Annotated in this window: 19 protein-coding genes; 11 read left to right on the top strand and 8 right to left on the bottom strand. The window is 62.8% G+C overall.

Going from position 1 to position 22,715, the window contains the following annotated elements:
- Nucleotides 1-3: 3 nt before the first annotated feature.
- The 11 genes from murD (at nt 4) to mutT (ending at nt 14,614) form a co-directional block, all read left to right on the top strand.
- A complete protein-coding gene (murD, locus tag ABHF91_RS15385) occupies nt 4-1,296 on the top strand; it encodes a UDP-N-acetylmuramoyl-L-alanine--D-glutamate ligase (protein ID WP_409421126.1) in 1,293 nt (430 codons plus the stop codon).
- Nucleotides 1,293-2,474, top strand: a complete 1,182-nt coding sequence (ftsW, locus tag ABHF91_RS15380) for a cell division protein FtsW (RefSeq protein WP_409421125.1) — start codon at nt 1,293-1,295, stop codon at nt 2,472-2,474. The genes murD and ftsW overlap by 4 nt, the downstream gene beginning before the upstream one ends.
- Nucleotides 2,471-3,559, top strand: a complete 1,089-nt coding sequence (murG, locus tag ABHF91_RS15375) for an undecaprenyldiphospho-muramoylpentapeptide beta-N-acetylglucosaminyltransferase (protein ID WP_409421124.1) — start codon at nt 2,471-2,473, stop codon at nt 3,557-3,559. Before ftsW ends, murG begins: the two co-directional genes overlap by 4 nt.
- Nucleotide 3,560: 1 nt before the next feature.
- Nucleotides 3,561-5,015: a UDP-N-acetylmuramate--L-alanine ligase gene (gene murC / locus ABHF91_RS15370; RefSeq protein ID WP_409421123.1), complete on the top strand. Its 1,455-nt coding sequence runs from the start codon at nt 3,561-3,563 to the stop codon at nt 5,013-5,015.
- Nucleotides 5,016-5,211: 196 nt separating this feature from the next.
- Entirely contained in the window at nt 5,212-5,964 is a 753-nt protein-coding gene (locus ABHF91_RS15365) for a cell division protein FtsQ/DivIB (RefSeq protein WP_409421122.1), read from the top strand.
- Nucleotides 5,945-7,201, top strand: a complete 1,257-nt coding sequence (ftsA, locus tag ABHF91_RS15360) for a cell division protein FtsA (protein WP_409421121.1) — start codon at nt 5,945-5,947, stop codon at nt 7,199-7,201. Before ABHF91_RS15365 ends, ftsA begins: the two co-directional genes overlap by 20 nt.
- 39 nt (nt 7,202-7,240) lie before the next feature.
- Entirely contained in the window at nt 7,241-8,395 is a 1,155-nt protein-coding gene (ftsZ, locus tag ABHF91_RS15355) for a cell division protein FtsZ (protein ID WP_409421120.1), read from the top strand.
- 95 nt (nt 8,396-8,490) lie between these two features.
- The gene (lpxC, locus tag ABHF91_RS15350; protein WP_409421119.1) at nt 8,491-9,414 is read left to right on the top strand and encodes a UDP-3-O-acyl-N-acetylglucosamine deacetylase; all 924 of its coding nucleotides are present in this window, start codon (nt 8,491-8,493) and stop codon (nt 9,412-9,414) included.
- A gap of 470 nt (nt 9,415-9,884) precedes the next feature.
- Nucleotides 9,885-12,602 carry a preprotein translocase subunit SecA gene (gene secA, locus ABHF91_RS15345; RefSeq protein ID WP_409421118.1) on the top strand — a complete coding sequence of 906 codons (2,718 nt, stop codon included), beginning with the start codon at nt 9,885-9,887 and terminating at the stop codon, nt 12,600-12,602.
- Between the two features lie 416 nt (nt 12,603-13,018).
- A protein-coding gene (locus tag ABHF91_RS15340; protein ID WP_409421117.1) for an IS3 family transposase occupies nt 13,019-14,181 on the top strand; the annotation gives its coding sequence in 2 pieces (ribosomal slippage) (nt 13,019-13,274 and nt 13,274-14,181; 1,164 coding nt in all).
- A gap of 22 nt (nt 14,182-14,203) precedes the next feature.
- The gene (gene mutT, locus ABHF91_RS15335) at nt 14,204-14,614 is read left to right on the top strand and encodes an 8-oxo-dGTP diphosphatase MutT (protein WP_409421116.1); all 411 of its coding nucleotides are present in this window, start codon (nt 14,204-14,206) and stop codon (nt 14,612-14,614) included.
- On the opposite strand, the gene yacG is transcribed toward mutT, so the two are convergent.
- The 8 genes from yacG to nadC form a co-directional block, all read right to left on the bottom strand.
- Nucleotides 14,611-14,811 carry a DNA gyrase inhibitor YacG gene (yacG, locus tag ABHF91_RS15330; RefSeq protein ID WP_409421115.1) on the bottom strand — a complete coding sequence of 67 codons (201 nt, stop codon included), beginning with the start codon at nt 14,809-14,811 and terminating at the stop codon, nt 14,611-14,613. The two genes, mutT and yacG, sit on opposite strands and share 4 nt — an antisense overlap.
- 14 nt (nt 14,812-14,825) lie before the next feature.
- The gene (zapD, locus tag ABHF91_RS15325) at nt 14,826-15,560 is read right to left on the bottom strand and encodes a cell division protein ZapD (RefSeq protein ID WP_409421114.1); all 735 of its coding nucleotides are present in this window, start codon (nt 15,558-15,560) and stop codon (nt 14,826-14,828) included.
- 32 nt (nt 15,561-15,592) lie between these two features.
- Nucleotides 15,593-16,252 (bottom strand): dephospho-CoA kinase, encoded by a 660-nt coding sequence (gene coaE, locus ABHF91_RS15320; RefSeq protein WP_409421113.1) that lies wholly within the window; start codon nt 16,250-16,252, stop codon nt 15,593-15,595.
- Nucleotides 16,253-16,255: 3 nt separating this feature from the next.
- Nucleotides 16,256-17,125, bottom strand: a complete 870-nt coding sequence (locus ABHF91_RS15315) for a prepilin peptidase (protein WP_409421112.1) — start codon at nt 17,123-17,125, stop codon at nt 16,256-16,258.
- Between the two features lie 415 nt (nt 17,126-17,540).
- On the bottom strand, nt 17,541-18,785 hold the full coding sequence (locus ABHF91_RS15310; protein ID WP_409421111.1) for a type II secretion system F family protein: 1,245 nt from the start codon (nt 18,783-18,785) through the stop codon (nt 17,541-17,543).
- Between the two features lie 88 nt (nt 18,786-18,873).
- Complete coding sequence (pilB, locus tag ABHF91_RS15305) at nt 18,874-20,583, bottom strand: type IV-A pilus assembly ATPase PilB (protein ID WP_409421110.1); 1,710 nt, start codon at nt 20,581-20,583, stop codon at nt 18,874-18,876.
- 80 nt (nt 20,584-20,663) lie between these two features.
- Nucleotides 20,664-21,143: a type IVa pilus major pilin TapA gene (gene tapA / locus ABHF91_RS15300; protein WP_409421109.1), complete on the bottom strand. Its 480-nt coding sequence runs from the start codon at nt 21,141-21,143 to the stop codon at nt 20,664-20,666.
- A gap of 523 nt (nt 21,144-21,666) precedes the next feature.
- Entirely contained in the window at nt 21,667-22,518 is an 852-nt protein-coding gene (gene nadC, locus ABHF91_RS15295) for a carboxylating nicotinate-nucleotide diphosphorylase (RefSeq protein ID WP_409421108.1), read from the bottom strand.
- Nucleotides 22,519-22,715: the final 197 nt, after the last annotated feature.

The following is a 22,715-nucleotide window of genomic DNA, read 5'->3' as shown; positions in this document are numbered from 1 at the left end:
CACATGGCCAAGGTTGTCATCATAGGACTGGGTAAGACGGGGCTCTCCTGCGTGGCGTACTTCCTCGCCCGTGGCCAGATCCCGACCGTGCTGGATACCCGGGCGCAGCCCCCGGGCCGCGACGCCCTGCCGTCCCAGGTGCCCCTCATCAGCGGTCCGCTGGATGCCGCCCTGCTGTGCCAGGCCGACCTTATCGTGGCCAGCCCCGGCATCCCCCTGGCAACGCCGGCCCTGCGCGCCGCCGCCGAGGCCGGGGTGGAGATCATCGGTGACATCGAGCTGCTGGCCCGGGAGGCCCAGGCCCCCGTGGTGGCCATCACAGGCTCCAATGGCAAGAGTACCGTCACCACGCTGGTGGGGGAGATGGCCGCCGAGGCGGGATGGCGCGTAGGGGTGGGGGGCAATATCGGTACCCCGGCCCTGGACTTGCTCAAGACGCCGGCGGATCTCTATGTGCTGGAGCTCTCCAGCTTCCAGCTGGAGACCACCTTCAGCCTCAAGCCAGCAGTGGCCACCATCTTGAACCTCAGCGAGGATCACCTGGATCGCTACGACGGCATGGCCGGTTACCTGGCCGCCAAGCAGCGGGTGTTCCTGGGGGCGCAGAAGAGGCTGGTGAACCGGGACGATGTCGCCACCCTGCCGCCTGACGGTGATGTCTGGTGCTCCTTCGGCCTGGATGCGGCGGCCTATGGCCGGGTCATGCTGGATGGCGAGTTGCAGCTGGCGGTGGCCGGTGAGCCCGTGCTGCCGGTGAGCGATCTCAAGATCGTCGGCGCCCATAACCAGGCCAACGCCCTGGCGGCCATGGCGTTGAGCGACGCCGTGGGCATCCCCCGCGCCGCCCAGTTGGCGGTGCTGCGCCGCTTCACCGGCCTGCCGCACCGCTGCCAGTTCGTCGCCGAGAAGGGCGGCGTGCGCTGGGTCAATGATTCCAAGGCCACCAACGTGGGCTCCACCCTGGCGGCGGTGGCCGGCGTGCTGGAAGGCGTCCAGGGTCGGCTGTGGCTCATCGCCGGCGGCCAGGGCAAGGGGCAGGATTTCGCCCCGGTGGGCGCCCTGCTGGGCCATCAGGTGCATCACATGTTCTGCTATGGCCAGGATGGCGCCCTGCTGGCCGGCCTGGGTCCCCAGACCGAGCAGGTGGCGGATCTGGCCGCCGCGGTGGCCCGCGCCGCCGAGCTGGCGGTGCCCGGTGATTGGGTGCTGCTGGCGCCGGCCTGCGCCAGCCTGGATCAGTTCAAGAACTTCGAGCAGCGGGGCGATTGCTTCGCCGAGCTGGTGGAGGCCCTATGAGCTGGCTCAAGCACCTCAGCACGATCACCTGGGACTGGCTGATGCCCAGCCGGCCCAGTGCCTATGATCGGCAGCTGCTGGTGCTGGTGGTCAGCCTGATGCTGTTTGGCCTGGTGATGGTGGCCTCGGCCTCCATCACCGAAGGCCTCTCCCTGCGCAACGACGCCTTCTTCTTCGTCAAGCGGCACCTGGTGTTCCTGCTGGTGTGCCTGCTCATCGGCGTCGGCTGCCTGCAGATCCCGGTGAAGCAGTGGCAGGAGTGGAGTGGCCCCCTGTTGCTGCTCTCCTTGCTGCTGCTGCTGGCCACCCTGGCGGTGGGCCACAGCGTCAACGGCGCCAAGCGCTGGATCGGTTTCGGCCCGCTGAACCTGCAGCCGGCGGAGATCGCCAAGTTCGTGGTGATCACCTACATGGCGGGTTATCTGGTGCGGCGCAGCGACGAGGTGCGGGCCCAGTGGATGGGCTTCATCAAGCCATTGGCGGTGGTGTTCTGCCTCTCCGCCCTGCTGCTGGCCCAGCCGGATCTGGGTTCCGTGGTGGTGCTGTTCGTCACCACCCTGGGGCTGCTGTTTATCGGCGGCGCCCGATTGTTCCAGTTCATCGCCATGATCCTCATGGGGGTGGCGGCCCTGGTGGCCCTGATCCTGTTCGAGCCCTACCGGATGCGGCGGGTGACCTCCTTCCTCGACCCCTGGGCGGATCCCTTCGGCAGCGGCTACCAGCTGACCCAGTCCCTGATGGCCTTCGGTCGCGGTGGCTTCTGGGGCCAGGGGCTGGGCAACTCGGTGCAGAAGCTCGAATACCTGCCGGAGGCCCACACCGACTTCGTGGTGGCCATTCTGGGGGAGGAGTTGGGCTTCTTCGGCATCCTGGTGGTGCTGGCGTTGCAGCTGGCCCTGGCGTTGAAGGCGCTGCAGATCGGCCGGGCGGCCCTCAAGCAGGGCAAGCTGTTTGCCGGCTACCTGGCCTCGGGGATCGGTATCTGGTTCAGTTTTCAGACGGTGGTAAACGTGGGGGCGGCCGCCGGCATGCTGCCCACCAAGGGGTTGACCCTGCCCCTGGTGAGCTACGGCGGCTCCAGCCTCATCGCCATGGGCATAGGCGTGGCTGTGCTGCTGCGGATCGATTATGAGCAGCGCCTGGCGGATAACCAGGCGCGACTGAAGGTGGAAGCATGAGTAAGACCCTGCTGGTGATGGCGGGCGGTACCGGGGGCCATGTGTTCCCCGGACTGGCGGTGGCCCACGAGCTGCAGCAGGCTGGCTGGCAGATCCACTGGCTGGGCACCGCTGATCGCATGGAGGCCCAGCTGGTGCCGGCCCATGGCTATCCCATCCACTTCATCGACATCCAGGGGGTGCGGGGCAATGGACTCAAGCGGCTGCTGGCGGCGCCGTTTCGCATCATCAAGGCCGTGTGGCAGGCGCGCCGGGTGATCCGCCGGCTGCAGCCGGATCTGGTGATGGGCATGGGGGGCTTTGCCGCCGGCCCCGGCGGCCTGGCCGCCTGGCTGTGTGGCAAGCCGCTGCTCATTCATGAGCAGAACGCCGCCGCCGGCATGACCAACCGCTTGCTGGCCCGGCTCTCCCGCTTTGTGCTGCAGGGTTTCGCCGGCGCTTTCCCCGAGTCCGCCAAGACGCTGGTGGTGGGCAACCCGGTGCGGGCCGAGGTGATGGCGGTGGGGGCGACCCGCGACTATCAGCCGGTGCTGGATCGGCCTTTGCGGGTGCTGATCCTGGGGGGGAGTCTCGGCGCGCGGCCGCTCAACGAGCGGGTGCCCGGCGCCCTGGCGCCACTGCCGGTGACGGTGCGTCATCAGGCCGGGCGGGGTCATGCCGAGGCGGTGCGTGCCGCCTACGACCAGGCCGGCCGGCAGGACGTGGTGGTGAGCGAGTTTATCCAGGACATGGCCGAGGCCTACGGCTGGGCGGATCTGGTGATCTGCCGGGCCGGCGCCCTGACGGTGGCCGAGCTGGCGGCCGCCGGATTGCCGGCCATCTTCGTGCCACTGCCCCATGCGGTGGACGATCACCAGACCCACAATGCCCGCAGCCTCACCGAGCGCGGTGCGGCTGTGCTGATGCCTCAGGCGACCTTGACCGCCGAGGGGCTGGCGGCCCAGGTGCGGCAGTGGGACGAGAATCGGGCGCAGCTGGTCCAGATGGGCCGGCTGGCGCGGGAAGCGGCCATCCTGGATGCGACAGCCAGGGTGACCAGCATCTGCCGGCAAGTGACCGGCGAGAGCAACAGGATTGAGCGTTAGCATGACAAAGGTAGAACTGGCCAAACTCAGAACCATGATCCCGGAGATGCGCCGGGTGCGCCGCATTCACTTCATCGGCATCGGTGGCGCCGGCATGGGGGGCATCGCCGAGGTGCTGGCCAACGAGGGCTATGAGATCAGCGGCTCCGACATCGCCAGCAACGCCGTGACCGAGCGGCTGGCTTCCCTGGGCGCCACCATCTTCATCGGCCACCAGGCGGCCCAGGTCAAGGGCGCCAGCGTGGTGGTGGTCTCCACCGCCATCCACGGCGACAACCCGGAAATTCAGGCCGCCCATGAGCTGCGCATCCCGCTGGTGCGCCGGGCCGAGATGCTGGCGGAGCTGATGCGCTATCGCCACGGCATCGCCATCGCCGGCACCCACGGCAAGACCACCACCACCAGCCTGGTGGCCAGCATCTATGCCGAGGCCGGTCGGGATCCGACCTTCGTCATCGGCGGCCTGCTCAACAGTGCCGGCACCAATGCCCGGCTGGGCATGGGACGCTATCTGATCGCCGAGGCGGACGAGAGCGACGCCTCCTTCCTGCACCTGCAGCCCATGGTCTCCATCGTCACCAATATCGAGGCGGACCACATGGACACCTATGGTGGCGACTTCAGCAAGCTGCGGGCCACCTTCCTGGAGTTCCTGCACAACCTGCCGTTCTACGGCCTGGCGGTGGTCTGTGTGGATGATCCCGTGATCAAGGGCATGCTGCCGGAGATCGGCCGCGCCTGCCTCACCTATGGCTATAGCGACGAGGCGGATCTGCAGGTGCTGGACTTCGTGCAGGAAGGCAATCACAGCCGTTTTCGCGTCAGACGGCCGGATGGCTCTGTGCTTCCGGTTCAATTGAATCTTCCTGGCAGGCATAATGCCCTCAATGCCGCCGCCGCCATTGCGGTGGCCAGCGAAGATGGCATCGAGGATGGGGCCATAGTCGCGGCCCTGGCCCGCTTCGAAGGGGTGGGGCGCCGCTTCCAGCAGTATGGCGAGTTTGAGACCGGGCGTGGCAAGGCCATGCTGGTGGACGATTACGGCCACCATCCCAGCGAGGTGCGGGCCACCATCAACGCGGTGCGGGCCGGCTGGCCGGAGAAGCGCCTGGTGATGATCTTCCAGCCCCACCGTTACACCCGCACCCGGGATCTGTACGACGACTTCGCCGAGGTGCTGTCCAAGGTGGATGCCTTGATCCTGCTGGATGTGTATGCCGCCGGCGAGGATCCCATCCCCGGGGCCGACGGCCGTGCCCTGTGCCGCTCCATTCGGCAGCGAGGTCAATTGGATCCGGTGTTTGTCGCCACCCCGGCGGAGGTGCCGGCGGTGCTGGCCGAGCTGGTGGCCGACGGCGACATGGTGCTGACCCAGGGGGCCGGTAACGTGGGCGCCCTGTGTCGCCAGCTGGCCCAGTTGCAGCTGGATTGCGACAAGATGAAGGCCCAGGTGTAACGGCGGTGAAAATCTGCCCCCCAGGCTGTGGATAAAGCGCAAATTTTCGCGTTTCGGGCCGGGTTGGCGGTTTTGTCCTGTGGATGGGGCTGGCTATAATGGCCCACTTGCCCGCAGGGGCGATTTATAGGTGATGTCTGGCGCGATGGCATTGGATTTTGATTGGCGGCTGCCACATGCAGCGATGAGACCCTAAATGGAACAGATGTCGCCGCGCACCCGAGGTGAGTTCCTGTTCGGGCTGCTGTTTTTTGCCGCCGTGGTGTTTGGCCTCTCCCGCGCCGGCTTGGATGTGCATCGGGGCTTGTTCGAACAGGATCTGGTGCCGGTGAGCGGCCTAGTGGTGCAGGGGGAGCTGGAGTATGTCACCCGGGAGGATGTCAGGGCCGCCCTGCAGGATGACCCGGCGCTAAACAACTTCTTCACCCTGGATGTGAACGAGGTGCAGCAACGGATCGAAGGCCTGCCCTGGGTGCACAGGGTGTCGGTGCGCAAGCGGTGGCCGGCCCTGCTGTACGTCTACGTGGTGGAGAAGACGCCGCGGGCCCACTGGGGCGAGGATCGGCTGCTGAGTGATCGGGGGGACATCTTCACGGCGCCCCTGGAGCGGCTCAAGCAGCCCCTGGTGACCCTGTCGGGGCCGGACACCATGGCGGATCGGGTGTGGGATCAGTATCAGCAGTTCCAGCGGTTGCTGGGGCTCAATGGTTACAAGGTGGCGGCGCTGCATCTGACGGAGCGCCACGCCTGGGAAGTGCAGCTGGCCGACGGGCCGCGTCTCAAGCTGGGACGTGGCGATACCCTGGCCCGTCTGCAGCGGTTTATTGACGTGTACCCCTTGTTGGAGGAGCGGGAGAAGATGGCATACATCGACCTGCGTTACGACACCGGGGTCGCGGTGGGTTGGAAAGCGAGCGAAGGGACTGGTAATGACCAAGACCACAGATAGAAATCTGATCGTCGGACTCGATATCGGCACCACCAAGGTGGCCGTGCTGGTCGGTGAAGTGTTGCCAGATGGGGAGATCAACATCGTTGGCCTGGGCACCCATGCCGCCCGCGGCATGGACAAGGGCGGCGTCAACGATCTGGAGTCCGTGGTCAAATCCCTGCAGCGCGCGGTGGACGAGGCGGAGATGATGGCCGATTGCCATATCTCCACCGTGTTTTTGGGGATCTCCGGCCGGCACATCGAGTGCCGCAACGAGAAGGGCATGGTGCCCATCTCCGAGGAGGAGGTGACCCAGGAGGACGTGGACAACGTCATCCACACCGCCAAGTCGGTGCGCCTGCCCGAGGAGCACAGGGTGTTGCACGTGCTGCCCCAGGAGTACTCCATCGATTACCAGGAGGGGATCAAGAACCCCATCGGCCTGTCCGGGGTGCGCATGGGTGCCAAGGTGCACCTGATCACCTGCCACAACGACATGGCCCGCAACATAGAGAAATGCGTGGAGCGGGTGGGGCTCAAGGTGGATCAGTTGATCTTCTCGGCCCTGGCCTCCAGCTACGCGGTACTGACCGAGGACGAGAAGGAGCTGGGGGTCTGTGTGGTGGACATCGGTGGCGGGACCATGGACCTGGCGGTGTTTACCGGCGGCGCCCTGCGTTTCACCAAGGTGATCCCCTATGCCGGCAATGCGGTCACCAGCGACATCGCCTACGCCTTCGGCACGCCGCCGGTGGATGCCGAGGCCATCAAGGTGCGCTATGGCTGTGCCTTGGGCCGCCTGGTCAGCAAGGAAGACACCATAGAGGTGCCCAGCGTGGGCGGTCGTCCGGCCCGTAGTTTGCAAAGACAAACTCTGGCGGAGGTGATCGAGCCTCGCTACAGCGAGCTCTTGGGCATGGTGCACGATGAGCTGCAACGGGTGCAGAACGAATTGCGCGCCCAGGGGGTCAAGCATCAACTGGCCGCCGGCGTGGTACTCACCGGCGGTGCGGCGCAGATCGAGGGTATCGTCGAGTGCGCCGAACAAATTTTCCAAAGCCAGGTCCGGGTGGGGGAACCCATGAACGTGCGGGGCCTGACGGATTACGTGCAGGCACCGGCGTTTTCCACCGCCGTGGGTCTGCTGCAGTACGGCAAGATGCATCAGGGGATGGGCATCCGCGATGCATCGGTGAAGACCAGCGTGGGCGGCCTGTTCAAGCGGCTGAGCACCTGGTTACGGGGCGAATTTTAATTTTTGCGATGACAGCAAAAACAGTGCGGAGAAAAAATCATGTTTACGTTTGAACCGGTAGGAAGCCAAGGAGACGACGCCGTCATCAAAGTGATCGGGGTCGGGGGCGGCGGTGGTAATGCCGTCGAGCACATGGTTCGTCAGAGCATCGAAGGCGTGCACTTCATCGCCATCAATACCGATGCCCAGGCGCTGCGCAACTCGGGTGCCGAGTCCACGGTCCAGATTGGTGGCAACATCACCAAGGGGCTGGGGGCGGGGGCCAACCCGGACATAGGCCGTGAGGCGGCCCTGGAAAACCGTGATGACATCCGGCAGATGCTGGAAGGTTCCGACATGGTGTTCATCGCCGCCGGCATGGGCGGTGGCACCGGCACCGGCGCCGCGCCCGTGGTGGCCGAGGTGGCCAAGGAGCTGGGTATCCTGACCGTGGCCGTGGTGACCAAGCCGTTCAACTTCGAGGGCAAGAAGCGCATGAGCTTCGCCCTGCAGGGGATCGACGAGCTGTCCAAGCATGTGGACTCCCTGATCACCATCCCCAACGACAAGCTGCTGAAGGTGCTGGGCCGTGGCGTCAGCCTGCTGGATGCCTTCAAGGCCGCCAACGACGTGCTGCTGGGCGCCGTGCAGGGGATCGCCGAGCTGATCACCCGTCCTGGCCTCATCAACGTCGACTTTGCCGACGTGCGCACCGTGATGCGTGAGATGGGCACCGCCATGATGGGGACCGGCATCGCCCGGGGGGATGACAGAGCCGAAGAGGCCGCCGAGAAGGCCATCTCCAGCCCGCTGCTGGAAGACGTGGATCTGGCCGGTGCCCGGGGCATACTGGTGAACATCACCGCCGGCATGGACGTGACCATGGAGGAGTTCGAGACCGTCGGTAACGCGGTCAAGGCCTTTGCCTCCGAAAATGCCACCGTGGTGGTGGGGGCCGTCATCGACCCGAACCTGGAAGACGAACTGCGGGTGACCGTGGTGGCCACCGGGATTGGCAACGAGCGCAAGCCGGAAATCACCCTGGTGAAGACCGCCCAGAAGACAGAGCAACCGCGGACGCGTCCGTTCGACAATCCGCTGCCGCGCTTCGAAGATCGTCCGTCCCAGACGGCGGTGAATGCCGAGCCGGTACCGACCCGCAGCGAACCGGATTACCTGGATATTCCGGCCTTCCTGCGTAAGCAGGCGGACTAAGTTCGTCTATTGAGACTGATTAGCCATTAGGCTACAGTTGTGTTACCATGCGCGCCCTGGGATGGTCCGACCTCCTGGCTGATTGAGGTAACCCTATGATAAAACAGAGAACACTCAAGAAAAGCGTTCATGCTACCGGCGTTGGGCTGCACTCGGGTCGCAAGGTCTCCCTGACCTTCCGTCCGGCCCCCGTCAACACGGGCATCGTCTATGTGCGCACCGATCTGGCACCGGCCGTGGCGATCAAGGCCCAGGCTGGCCTGGTGCGTGACACCATGCTGTGCACCGCTTTGGTGAACGAAGCCGGCATCCGTGTTGCCACCGTGGAGCATTTGTCCGCCGCCCTGGCCGCACTGGGCATCGACAATCTGTTTATCGAGGTGGATGCCCCCGAGATCCCTGTGATGGACGGCAGTGCCCATCCTTTCCTCTATCTGCTGCAATCCGGTGGCATCGACGAACAGTCCACCGCCAAGCAGTTCCTGCGCATCAAGAAGCCGGTGCGGGTAGAGGATGGCGATAAGTGGGCCGAGTTCCTGCCCTATGACAAGGGCTTCCGCATGGATCTGCAGATCGACTTCCGTCATCCGGTGTTCGATGGTCAGAACCAGCATCTGGTGATGGACTTCTCCGGCAGCCGTTTCCTCAAGGAAATCAGTCGTGCCCGGACCTTCGGCTTCATGAAGGATATCGAGTACCTGCATTCCCAGAACCTGGCCCTGGGTGGCAGCCTGGAGAACGCCGTGGTGCTGGATGAGTACCGCGTGCTGAACGAGGAAGGGCTGCGTTACGAGGACGAGTTCGTCAAGCACAAGCTGCTGGACGCCGTGGGTGACCTCTACATGTGCAACCACAGCATCCTGGGTGAGTTCCGCGCCTACAAGACGGGGCACGCGGTGAACAACCTGCTGCTGCGTACCCTGCTGGCCGACGCCGAAGCCTGGGAACTGGTCACTTTCGAGACCGAACGCGCCCGTTCGCCCATCCGTTACATGGACACACAACTGGCCCTGGCATGATGCTCAGCGGCTCAGCCGCATAATGCTGGATAAAAAGGCACCGGATCTCCGCCCCGGTGCCTTTTTGCTTTATGGGGTGATGACAAATGCAACATGGCTTGTGTTAGGCTGTGGGTTGTCCTGACGCTGTGAGGGCGGGATCGGGCCTGGCTCCCTTGAATTTCCCCGTGCCGGCCTCCATCTAGGTCAAGTTATGTGATTTCCGTTTGCTTTCCATCATTGGGCACGGCGTGGACACCGTCCTGGCTGCCGCTATGGGGTAAGATACGACGCCGGTGTGAGGCTATGGGCCAGGTTGGCCCTCGTTTTCACCTTCAACCCGGATGATGGGTTCTCCACCGCGGCGAGCGATATGCAGGTGTGCGCTACCGACCTGGCTGTGCCGGGCGCCCGTGTCACATTGGATCCTTTCTGGCGCCCGATCCCGACGCAAGAATTTGAATTAGAAATACTCTGAGAGTTGCTTTGGCATGATTACGAAAATTTTTACCAAGATTGTGGGCAGTCGCAATGACCGCACCCTCAAGCAGTTGCGCAAGATCGTCAAGCAAATCAACGCAATGGAACCCCAGTTCGACGCGATGAGCGATGAGGAGCTCAAGGCCAAGACGGTGGAGTTCCGCCAGCGGCTGGAGCAGGGGGAAACCCTGGAGCAGCTGTTGCCCGAGGCGTTCGCCACGGTGCGGGAAGCCTCCAAGCGGGTATTTGGCATGCGTCACTTCGACGTGCAGCTGATGGGCGGCATGGTGCTTAACAGCAACCGCATCGCCGAGATGAAGACGGGTGAAGGTAAGACCCTCACCGCCACCCTGCCGGCGTATCTGAACGGTCTGACCGGGCGCGGCGTGCATATCGTCACGGTCAACGACTACCTGGCCCGCCGTGACGCCGAGTGGAACCGGCCGCTGTTTGAATTCCTGGGCCTCACCGTGGATTGCAACGTGCCGGGCATGGGGCACCTGGAGAAGCAGCAGGCCTATGCCGCGGACATCACCTACGGCACCAACAACGAGTTCGGCTTCGACTACCTGCGTGACAACATGGCCTTCTCGCCGGATCAGCGGGTGCAGCGCCCCCTCTACTACGCCCTGGTGGACGAAGTGGATTCCGTGCTCATCGATGAGGCCCGCACCCCGCTCATCATCTCCGGCGCCGCCGAGGACAGCTCGGATCTCTATATCAAGATGAACAAGCTGATCCCCCTGTTGCAGAAGCAGGACAAGGAAGACAGCGAAGAGTACCGCGGCGATGGTCACTACACGGTGGACGAGAAGGCCCGTCAGGCCCTGCTGACCGAAAATGGCCAGGAATATATCGAGCAGCTGCTCAAGGACAATGGCATGCTGGCCCAGGAGGACTCCCTGTTCTCCGCCGGCAACATCACCCTGCTGCACCACGTGAACGCCGCCTTGCGGGCTCACACCCTGTTTGAGAAGGACGTGGACTACATCGTCAAGGATGGCGAGATCGTCATCGTCGATGAACACACCGGCCGGACCATGGCGGGTCGCCGCTGGTCCGAGGGGCTGCACCAGGCCATCGAAGCCAAGGAAGGGGTCAAGATCCAGAACGAGAACCAGACCCTGGCCTCCATCACCTTCCAGAACTACTTCCGCCTGTACGACAAGCTGGCGGGCATGACCGGGACCGCCGATACCGAGGCCTACGAATTCCAGCAGATCTATGGTCTGGAGACCGTGGTGCTGCCCACCAACCGGCCCATGGTCCGCAACGACGCGGGGGATCTGGTCTACCTCACCGAGGAAGAGAAGTACGCCGCCATCATTGAGGATATCCGCAATCGGGTGGCCGAGGGGCGCCCCGTGCTGGTGGGTACCATCTCCATCGAAAACTCCGAGCGGATCTCCAACGTGCTGACCAAGCAGGGCATCCAGCATCAGGTGCTGAACGCCAAGTTCCACGCCAAGGAAGCCGACATCGTCGCCCAGGCCGGTCAGCCCGGTGCCGTGACCATCGCCACCAACATGGCCGGTCGGGGTACCGATATCGTGCTGGGGGGCAACTGGCAGGCCGAGGTCGACAAGCTGGCGTCGCCGACTCCGGAGCAAATCGAGGCCATCAAGGTGGCCTGGAAACAGCGTCACGACGAGGTGATCGCCGCCGGTGGCCTGCACATCATAGGTACCGAACGTCACGAATCCCGCCGTATCGACAACCAGCTGCGCGGTCGTTCCGGTCGTCAGGGTGACCCGGGCTCTTCCCGCTTCTACCTCTCCATGGAAGACAGCCTGATGCGGATCTTCGCCTCGGATCGGGTCACCGGCATGATGAAGAAGCTGGGCATGGAGTACGGTGAGGCCATAGAGCACCCCTGGGTGAGCCGGGCCATCGAGAATGCCCAGCGCAAGGTGGAAGGGCGCAACTTCGATATCCGTAAGAACCTGCTGGAGTTCGACGATGTGGCCAACGACCAGCGTAAGGTGGTCTACGAACAGCGCAATGAGCTACTGGACAGCGGCGACATCTCCGACACCATGCACCTCATCCGTGGCGATGTGCTCAACGGCATGATCGACGAGTACATCACGCCTCAGTCCCTGGACGAGAGCTGGGACATCCCTGGTCTGGAACAGCGCCTGAAGCGTGACTTCGCCCTGGCGCTGCCCATCGCCCAATGGCTGGCCGAGGATGACAAGCTGTACGAGGAGTCCCTGCGGGAGCGGATCGTCGCCGAGGCCGAGGCCGCCTACCGCCACAAGGAAGAGCTGGTGGGTACCCCTGTGATGCGCCAGTTCGAGAAGTCCGTGATGCTGCAGACCCTGGACAACCTGTGGAAGGAACACCTGGCCGCCATGGATCACCTGCGCCAGGGGATCCATCTGCGCGGTTATGCCCAGAAGAACCCCAAGCAGGAGTACAAGCGCGAATCCTTCGAGCTGTTTACTCAGATGCTGGAGACCCTGAAGCGGGACGTGGTGAGCATTCTGTGCCGGGTGCAGGTGCAGGAGCGGGATGTGGATGCCCTGGAAGAGCAGCGTCGGCGTCAGGCCGAGGCGGTGCCGCATCAGTACACCCATGCCGCGGAGAACGCCCTGGCCGATGAGGCTGAGCCTGCTGATGATGAGGCGCGTCCCTTCGTGCGGGACGAGCAGAAGGTGGGGCGCAACGATCCCTGCCCCTGTGGCTCCGGCAAGAAGTACAAGCAATGTCACGGTAAGCTGGTTTAACCTGCCAGCCAAGACAGCAGAGGCGGCCCGGGGCCGCCTCTTTTTTGGTTATTCACTGATGCCCGCCAATCCAGACGGACCCGCTTCCTGTCTTGGTTCCTGGTTGTTGTTTGGATCTCCACTAGGTCAAGGAAGGGGCGCTCGGCACCCCTGCCAAGGAGGAGGCCAGGTGGTGGGGCTAGCCGCATGGGCAAAAGCGCAACTCCACCCTAGCTCTCCCCTTGAAAAGGGGAGGGAAGCGTCTTCGCTGCCTCTGACGATGAGGTGGGGATCTTGTCTCCTCCCCCTTACCAAGGGGGAGGTCGGGAGGGGGATGCCTAGCCCAGCGGCAACATGCAACGAGATAACTGTAGTGGTCTAATCATCCCGGACACCATTTTAGGTGGTAAAGTCGCCACCGTAACCCGAGGTGTTCAATGACAAGACAACGTCGTTCATTTACTGCTGAGTTCAAACTCGAAGCGGCGAGCTTGGTGCTCGAACATGGCTATTCCGTGCCCGATGCTTCCCGCTCACTCGGTGTCGGTGAAACCGCACTCCGTCGATGGGTTCAACAGCTGCAATCCGAACGGAATGGTTCCACACCGGCCAGCAAGGCGCTGACGCCAGAGCAGCAAAAAATCCAGGAGCTGGAGGCGCGGATCAACCGACTTGAACGCGAAAAAGCGATCCTAAAAAAGGCTACAGCTCTCTTGATGGCGGACGATCTCGAACGTACGCGCTGATCGAGCGATTAAGAGAGCATGAGTCTACCGAACTGGTCTGTTCTGTGTTTGATATCGCAAGCTCATCTTTTTATGAGTATTTGGCGCGTAAGGGCCATGTAAATCGTGAACGGCTGCAGCACAGAAGTGAAGTGCGGCGCTTGTTCAAGGAAAGTCGGGGCTCTGCTGGTAGCCGAACCCTGATGTTGAGGCTGCGTGAGTTGGGACACCAAATTGGTCGATTCAAGGTGCGTAGCCTGATGAAGGAAGCGGGTTTGGTATCGAAGCAGCCCGGCTCTCATGCCTATAAAGCGGCGCAGTGTGAACGACCGGACATCCCGAATTTATTGGCACGTGAGTTTGCTGTTGCGCAACCAAACCGCGCCTGGTGCGGTGATATCACCTACGTCTGGGCCGGTGGCCGCTGGTATTACTTGGCGGTGGTACTCGATCTCTGTACTCGGCGGGTGATTGGTTGGGCGCTGTCCGATAAGCCGGATGCCGACTTGGCCGTGAAAGCCCTGGATATGGCTTATCAGCAACGAGGCTGTCCGCCGGGAGTGCTGTTTCACAGCGATCAGGGTAGCCAGTATGCCAGTCGGAAATTTCGGCAACGGCTGTGGCGTTATCGGATAACCCAGAGCATGAGCCGACGAGGCAACTGCTGGGATAACGCCCCCATGGAGCGGGTATTCAGAAGTTTAAAGACAGAATGGATCCCTGAGACGGGATACCAGAACCTCCAGGAAGCAAAACGGGACATCAGCTACTACCTGATGGACTACTACAACTGGCGGCGACCCCATCAACATAACGATGGGCTCCCGCCAGCAGAAGCCGAAAATCGGCTTAACAGAGTGTCCGGATTTAGTTGACCACTACAAACAGGAGATCAACATGAGCCAGCATAAAGTCATTTGGGTGGCCGTGGGGGTGATCCGTGACGCGGCCGGGCGGTTTTGTATCTGCCAGCGCCATGCGCGGCAGCATCAGGGCGGCAAGTGGGAGTTTCCAGGTGGCAAGGTGGAGGCGGGCGAAAGCCTGCCCCAGGCGCTGGCCCGTGAACTCAAGGAGGAGATCGGGATTGAGGTGGCGGCCTGTGAGCCGTTACTGGCGATATCCCATGACTATGGTGACAAGCAGGTGCTGCTGGACGTGTGGCTGGTGAGCCGCTTCTCGGGGCAGGCTCAGGGGCTGGAGGGGCAACCCTTGCGCTGGGTCAGCGCCAGCGAGCTGGCTGATTACGCCTTCCCGGAGGCCAACCAGGCCATCGTCGCCCATCTGCAGGGGTTGGCGCGGCAGGACTAGTCGTCCTGCCCCTCGTCTGCCGGCCACTCCAGCTCGTTCAGCGCATCCAGGCCGTTGCCCGGGATGCGCTTCTCCTCTTCGGCCCATTCCCCCAGATCGATGAGCTGGCAGCGCTTGCTGCAGAAGGGGCGGTAGGGGCTCTGTTCGCTCCAGGGCACCTCGCTGCCACAGTGAGGGCAGTGGACGATCAACGGCATCTTGGTTCCTCTTGTTAGCAGCAGGCCAGTTCAAAGGGCACATCGCCCAGTCGTTGTTGTTCCGTGAGCGGCAGGAAACGGATGGCGAAGCGGCTGCGATGGCCGCTGACGGTGGGGTAGCAGCCCAGCTCGGCATCTATGTTCAGCCGCAGCAGCTCGCAGCCATCCGCCGCATCCTGATAGAAGGCGCTCTTGGCGATGTGCGGCTGGAAGCTGCCCTGCTCCCGCCACAGATCCAGCAGCAGGCTGTTAGCCGTGTTAAGCAGGTTGAGCTCGCTCAGCCAGGCCTCCGCCTGGGCCTGGCGTTTGGCCTGGGGTTGTGCCAGCCAGAGGGGGAAGATGGGCACGTCGAAGGGGCAGAGTCCGCCCGGGATGGTGAAGCGCTGGCGCAGGGCCCCCAGGAATTTGTCTTCCTTAAAGCAGCTGCCGGGCCGGACGGAACGGGGCAGCTGATAGGCGTGCTGTTGCAGCTCAGCGCACAGACCATCGAGCTTGGCGGTGTCGACGTCGGGCCGTTCGCGCCAGCCCTGCATCTTCAGCCGCAACCGCTCCATGTCCTTGCTGAGATCGCCGCGCATGTCGCAGCGCTCGGTCAGCTCCATAAAGTCGAACAGGGCCTTGAAGAAGGCGAGACTCTGCCAGCTGTCGGCCATGGCCAGGTTGGCCTGCATCTGCGCAAACAGATTATCGATCCGCAGGTAGGTGCGGCATTTCTCATTGAGGGGAAACTCGTAGCTTATCTTGTTCAATGGACAACTCGTTGGCGAGGGCAAATGCGCGGCTAGTTTAGCGGTTTCTGGCCGGTGGCGAAATCGCCTTGGCCACATTTGCCAAGGGCATAGCCCAGATAGCGCTGGTGCAGCTGCGCTACCTGGATTTTCAGCTGATCCAGGCTGAGATCATCGTTATGCAGCACATCATCCGCCCGGGCCAGCCGCTGGGAGCGGCCGAGCTGGGCGGCCAGGATGGCGCTGACCTGCGCCTCGCTGACCCCATCCCGGACTTGCGTGCGCTGCCGCTGGGTCTGTTCGCTGACATCCACCACCAGCACGCGATCCACGTGCCGCTCCAGGCCGTTTTCCAGCAGCAGGGGCACCATGAGGATCACGTAGGGTGAGCCGGCCTGATAACAGGCGGCCAGCATGGCGGCTTCGATTTTGGGATGCAGCCAGTGCTCAAGCCAACGCCGCTCCGCGGGCTGGGCGAAGATGAGCGCCCTCAGGCGGCGCCGGTCCAGCTGGCCGTCTTGTGTCAGCAGATCCGGGCCGAAATGCCCCACTATGCCGGCCAGCCCCTCGGTATGGGGGGCCACCACCTGGCGGCTGATCTCATCGGCATCCACCACAGTGATGCCGTGGTCTGCGAAGAGACGACCCACGGTACTCTTGCCGCTGGCTATGCCGCCGGTGAGGCCGACTATGTAGGGGGCTGCCTGGGTCATGGGTTACACCAGGTGCTGCAGATACCAGTGGAGGATGGCATCGCCCCAGTTCAGGGCGATGAAGCCCGCCAGGGTCAGGTAGGGGCCGAAGGGGATCGGCTTGCCGGCCTGATGGCGCCGCAGCAACAACAGGCTGATGCCGATGGCGGCACCCACCAGGGAGGAGAGAATGAGGATGAGTGGCAGGGATTGCCAGCCCAGCCAGGCCCCCAGGGCCGCCAGCAGCTTGAAATCCCCATAGCCCATGCCCTCCTTGCCGGTCAGCAGCTTGAAGCCCCAGTAGAGGCACCAGAGCACCAGGTAACCGGCCATGGCGCCGATCACCGCATCCGCCAAGGGGACTGTGCCGGTGAGCAGGTTCAGCAACAGGCCCAGCCAGAGCAGGGGCAGGGTGATCTGATCCGGCAGCAGCATCTTGTCCAGATCGATGAAGGTGAGGGCCACCAGGGCCCAGGTCAGCAGCAGATAACCGGCCAGCATCAGGCTGGGGGGCTGGCCCCAGGCCACCAACAGGCACAGCAGGGCGTTGGCCAGCTCCACCAGGGGGTAGCGAATCGAGATGGGGGCGCCACAGCCACGGCAGCGGCCCCGCAGCGCCAGCCAGCTGAGCACAGGGATGTTTTCCAGGGCGCTGATGGCATGGCCGCAGTGGGGGCAGTTGGAGCCCGGCAACAGCAGGTTGTAGCGGGCCGGCAGGCCATCCGCGGGCTGTGGTTGACCGAAGTAGTCGGCAAATTCCGCCTTCCAGCTGCGCTCCAGCATGATGGGCAGGCGGTGGATCACCACATTTAAGAAGCTGCCCACCAAGAGGCAAAAGAGGGTCAGCAGCAGGTAGTAGAGCCAGGGGAGTTGGTGGAACAGGTCAGTCAACATGGGAAACCTTGGATACCTATGAACAACGATGGGTGACTATACATAATTAGCGCCGGGCTTGGCGCCTCCCCCTTGCCAAGGGGTGGGGCTCTTGTTTCCTCCCCCTCGGGGAGGCGGGTGGGAATCTTTCTCCTCCCCCTTGCCAAGGGGGAGGTTGGGAGGGGGATGCCTAACTTGCCGGCGTTATCGCCAAAAGACCAACCCCACCCTACCCCGCCCCTTGAACAAGGGGAGGGAATCTTGGCTTCGCGCCACAGGCATAGTCCCCCAAGGCCAAAGGCGACGTGCTTTGCTCCTCCCCCTTGCCAAGGGGGAGGTTGGGAGGGGGATGTCTAACTTGCCGGCGTTATCGACAAAAGACTAACCCCACCCCCGCCCCTTGAACCAGGGGAGGGGATCTTGTCGCAGGCTGATTTTAGTGAATGACGCTGCCCAGCTTGAAGATGGGCAGGTACATGGCCACCACCAGGCCCCCCACCAGCACCCCCAGCACCACCATGATGATGGGTTCGATGAGGCTCGACAGGCCGTCCACCAGATCGTCCACCTGCTGCTCATAGATGCCGGCGATCTTGGAGAGCATGTCGTCAATGGCACCGGACTCTTCGCCGATCATCACCATCTGGGTCACCATGTCCGGAAACAGATCCACGGTGCGCATGGCCACGTGCATCTGCATGCCGGCGATCACCTCGTTGCGGATGGCCAGCACCGCCGTCTTGTACACCACGTTGCCCGAGGCGCCGGCGGCGGAGATCAGGGCCTCCACCAGGGGGATACCGGCGGCGAAGGTGGTGGCCAGGGTGCGGGCGAAGCGGGCCATGGCGGCCTTGTGCAGTATCATGCCCACCACGGGCAGCTTCAGCACGGCCTTGTCGGTGGCATCCCGCACCCCCTGGGAGCGTCTATGGGCCCGCACATAGGCGAAGATCAGAGCCGCCACCCCGCCAAAGAAGAAATACCAGGACTTTTGCAGGAAGCGGGAGAGGCCGATGACCATCTGGGTGAAGGCCGGCAGCTCGGCGCCGAAGCTGGAGAAGATCTCCTCAAACTGGGGTACCACAAACAGCAGCAGAATAGAGGTGACTATGATGGCCACCACCATGACCGCCGCCGGGTAGAAGAGGGCCTTCTTGATCTTGGACTTGAGGGCCTCGGCCTTCTCCTTGTAGGTGGCGATGCGATCATAGATTTGCTCCAATGCGCCGGATTGCTCGCCGGCATCCACCAGATCGCAGTAGAGATCGTCGAAGTAGCGTGGGTGCTTGCGCAATGCCTGGGAGAGGGGGATACCCGATTCGAGATCGGCACAGACCTGACCCAGCAGCTCCCGCACGCCGCTCTTCTCGTGGCTGCGGGAGAGCAGCTGGATGGATTGCACCAATGGCACACCGGCGGAGAGCATGGTGCAGATCTGCCGGGAGATCATGGCGATGTCCATGGGCTTCACGGCGTTGGCGTGCTTGGAGAAGATGGACTGACTCTTCTTGCGCACCTTGCTGGCATTCACCCCCTGCTTGCGCAGCTCCGCCTTGACGGTGGTGATGCTGTCGGCCTGCATCTCGCCGGCGACCTTTTGGCCCTTGCGGTTCAGCCCCTCCCAGCGAAAGGGGTAGTACTTCTTCGGGGCGGGAACGTTTCTTGTGGGGGCCAGCGCCATGGGCTACATCCTTTGGTTCGTATCGGGTGGCCTCCATCTGGCCACCGAAAAAAGGGGTTAATGTCGGTATCTAGTATCCGGTATCCGATTAGCCGTTGGTGACGCGGTTCACCTCCGCCAGGCTGGTGACGCCTAGCCTGGCCTTCTCCAGCGCCGTTTGGCGCAGGGTGCGCATGCCATGCTCCTGAGCCAGAGCAGAGATCTGCAAGGAGTTGCCCCCCTCCATGATAAGGTTGGCGATGGCCTCGTTCATGGGCATCATCTCGTAGATACCTACCCGGCCCTTGTAGCCGCCGGAGCATTCGCTGCAGCCCACCGGCTTGTACAACTTGATCCCCTCGTCGATCTGATCCTGACTGTAGCCCAGGGCCAGCAGCTCCGGCTCAGGGATCTGCTCGGGTTGCTTACACTTCTCGCACAGGCGGCGGGTCAGGCGCTGGGCCATGATCAGGGTCACGGAGGAGGCCACGTTGAAGGCCGGCACCCCCATGTTGAGCAGGCGGGTCAGGGTCTCGGCTGCCGAGTTGGTGTGCAGGGTGGAGAGCACCAGGTGACCGGTCTGGGCGGCCTTGATGGCGATCTCGGCGGTTTCCAGATCGCGGATTTCCCCCACCATGACCACATCGGGATCTTGCCGCAGGAAGGCCCGCAGGGCGCTGGCAAAGGTGAGCCCGGCTTTCGGATTCACCTGCACCTGGTTGATGCCCGGCAGGTTGATTTCCACCGGGTCTTCGGCGGTGGAGATGTTGCGCTCGGCGGTGTTGAGAATATTGAGGCCGGTGTAGAGGGAGACGGTTTTCCCTGAGCCGGTGGGGCCCGTCACCAGTATCATGCCCTGGGGCTTGTCCAGCGCCCCCAGATAGAGGGCCTTCTGTCGCTCGTCGAAGCCCAGGATGTCGATGTTGAGCTTGGCGGCGGAGGAGTCCAGGATACGCAGCACTATCTTCTCGCCCCACAGGGTGGGCAATGTGTTGACCCGCAGATCGATGGCCTTGCCCTTGGCCAGTTTCAGCTTGATGCGGCCATCCTGGGGCAGGCGGCGCTCTGCGATATCCAGGCGGGACATGACCTTGAGACGGGCGGAGAAGCGGCTGGCGAGGTTCACCGGCGGGCTGGCGATCTCGTGCAGTATGCCGTCCACCCGGAAACGGATGCGGTACTTGTGCTCGTAGGGTTCGAAGTGCAGATCCGAGGCGCCGCGGCGGATGGCATCCAGCAGCACCTTGTTGATGTATTTGACGATGGGGGCGTCGTCATCGCCGCCGCCTGCCGCAGTATCCTCCATGCGGCCATCGTCGTCGGCCACCTCCAGCTCGCCAATCTCCGCCTCGCTAAGCTCCTCCACCCCCAGGGCTGCGGATTCGCTTTCCGTGAGCTTGGCTATGGCCTGCTGGAGTTTCAGCTCGTCCACCAGCAGGGCCTCGGTATGCAGGCCGAAGCTGAAGCCGAAGTCTTCCAATGCGGTGACATTGGTGGGGTCGGACATGGCCACATAGAGGGTGTGGCCCTGGGTGTAGATGGGCAGGGCGTGGTGTTTGTCAATCAGCTTGTGATTGAGATATTTCTGCGGGATCTCGGTCAAATCGAAGGCATCAAGATCCAGCAGAGGTATCCCATACTCCTGCTCGCAAAACTCCGCCAGGGCGGCACTGCCCAGTATCTTGTTTTCCACCAGAAAGCTGATCAGGGGCTTGCGCTGCTGGCGGGCCTGGGCGCTGTACTTCTGGGAGTCTTCGTCGGTGAGCAGGGCCGAGGCCACCAGGCTAAGGGCCAAGCCGCTATTGGGAGAGGCTGTCATGGAGGCGCTATCCTTGGTCATCCAGTTGACTTAGCAGGCTAAAAAGGGCGGCAAGCCGCCCTTTGCATTCAGTTTGATATTTAGCAGACCCCTGCATCCTTACAAGTACCGGTATTCACCCAGGTAATTTGGTTATTGTCAGCGACAGTACCAGTCATGATGAAAGTCGGGTTGGCCGGATCGGTGTTATCAAAGTCCGTACCACTCGTGATGGTGATAGTGACATGTGTTGCATCCACGGCCTCAACCAAAGTGTTAGCGGCGGCTGTATCAATTCTTGCGGTATTTGAGTTAGCAATACCGTTGGCTAGTGCGGCATTGCCGGCTGAAATGCACGCGGCACCACCCGGTGATGCTTCTGTGAAGTCAGCTTGTGAATCCAGGCTTTGTACGCAAACTTCAACCGCGGTCTTGGCTGGCCCAGCCGCAGAAATAACCTCAGAGTACTTGGCACGAAGCGTGTATGACTGATACGCCGGCAGGGCGATGGCGGCCAAGATGGCCACGATTGCCACGACGATCATCAATTCGATCAGGGTAAAACCAGTTTGCTTTTTCATCGTTAAGTTTCCTTACGTTCCATTCCTGGGAAGAAGTGGGCGAAGGGGGCGTCTGCCCGTCCTCCATGCTCCATCACCGATGATAACGAGGTTTCGGATTCTTGCCTATGCCGCCTGCCGGCTCATCCTCCTTGATTGCGCAAATCTGTGAGACGTACCAGAAAGTAAAGCGCAAAGGTTTCGGCGGTGATAACTATTTGGGCTAGGCGGCTTGACTTTTTTTTGCACAGGAGCCAGGCGGGGCTTGCTACTTCCACCCAGCTCCCCACGGGGAGAGCAAGCCCCGGTGCCTTTGACCTTGGAGGACATGCTTGTGGTTGCCTTGTCGTGTGGCGCTAAGCCAAGATTCCCTCCCCTTGTTCAAGGGGAGGGTTAGGGTGCGGTTAGTTTTTTGGCGCTGGCGGTGGTGATTTGGGCCCCGGCTGGTTTTGGGGCCGTGAGGTTAGGCATCCCCCACCCAGCCTCCCCCTTGGCAAGGGGGAGGAGCAAGGCAGGTTGCCTGTTTGTGGTGGCGGAGCAAAAGCTAGCCGGCGAAGCGCATGGAGAGATCCAGGGCCTGCACGTGCTTGGTCAGGGCGCCCACCGAGATAAAGTCCACCCCGGTGCGGGCATAGCGGCCTATGGTCTGCAGGCTGACGTTGCCGGAGACCTCCAGCATGGCCGGGTGGCCCAGGTCGCGGTTGATGGCCACGGCCTCCACCATCATCTCGGGGGTGAAGTTATCCAGCATGATGACGTCGGCCCCGGCGGTAATCGCCTGGCGCAGTTCCTCCAGATCCTCGGTTTCCACCTCGACCCGCTTGCCCGGGTTCAGCTGGCGGGCGGTGGCCACGGCTGCGTCGATCCCGCCGCAGGCGAGGATATGGTTCTCCTTGATGAGGTAGGCATCAAACAGCCCCATGCGGTGGTTCTTGCCACCGCCGCAACTGACGGCGTATTTCAGGGCGGTGCGCAGGCCGGGCAGGGTCTTGCGGGTATCCAACAGGCGGCACTGAGTGCCGTCCAGCTCCTTGACATAGTGGGCCACCAGGCTGGCGACCCCAGAGAGGGTCTGGATGAAGTTGAGGGCACTGCGCTCGCCGGTGAGCAGGATGCGGGCCGGGCCCCGCAACCGCACCAGCAGCTGATTTGGCGCTATGGTCTGACCGTCGGCCACCTGCCAATCCAGGGTCACCTGGCCGCCCAGTTGGGCAAACACCTCCTCCGCCCAGGCCTTGCCGCAGAAGATGCCGGCCTCGCGGGTGATGATGGTGGCCTCCGCCTGCTTGTCGGCGGGGATGAGCTGGGCCGTGATGTCGGCGGCGGGATCCAGGGTGCCGCCCAGATCTTCGAGCAGGGCGTCGCGCACGGCGCGTTCAATATCCTGTTGGCGCATTGTGTGTCCTGTGTGGTCCGGAAGAAAATGGCTCCGGATGAGGGGCAAGATGGGCCAAGAATAGCATAACGGCTTGCTTGGCCTCATCTTTTGCTGGCTGGCTCAACGCTCGGGGAGGAGACAAGATTCCCTCCCCTTGTTCAAGGGGAGGGGTAGGGTGGGGTTGGGCTTTTGGCGCTGGTGATTTGCCCCCGGCT

Source organism: Pseudaeromonas aegiceratis (assembly GCF_046254905.1).
Lineage (GTDB): Bacteria > Pseudomonadota > Gammaproteobacteria > Enterobacterales > Aeromonadaceae > Pseudaeromonas > Pseudaeromonas aegiceratis.
Note: the sequence above shows the minus strand (reverse complement) of the source record. Positions and strands in the feature narration are given on the sequence as shown.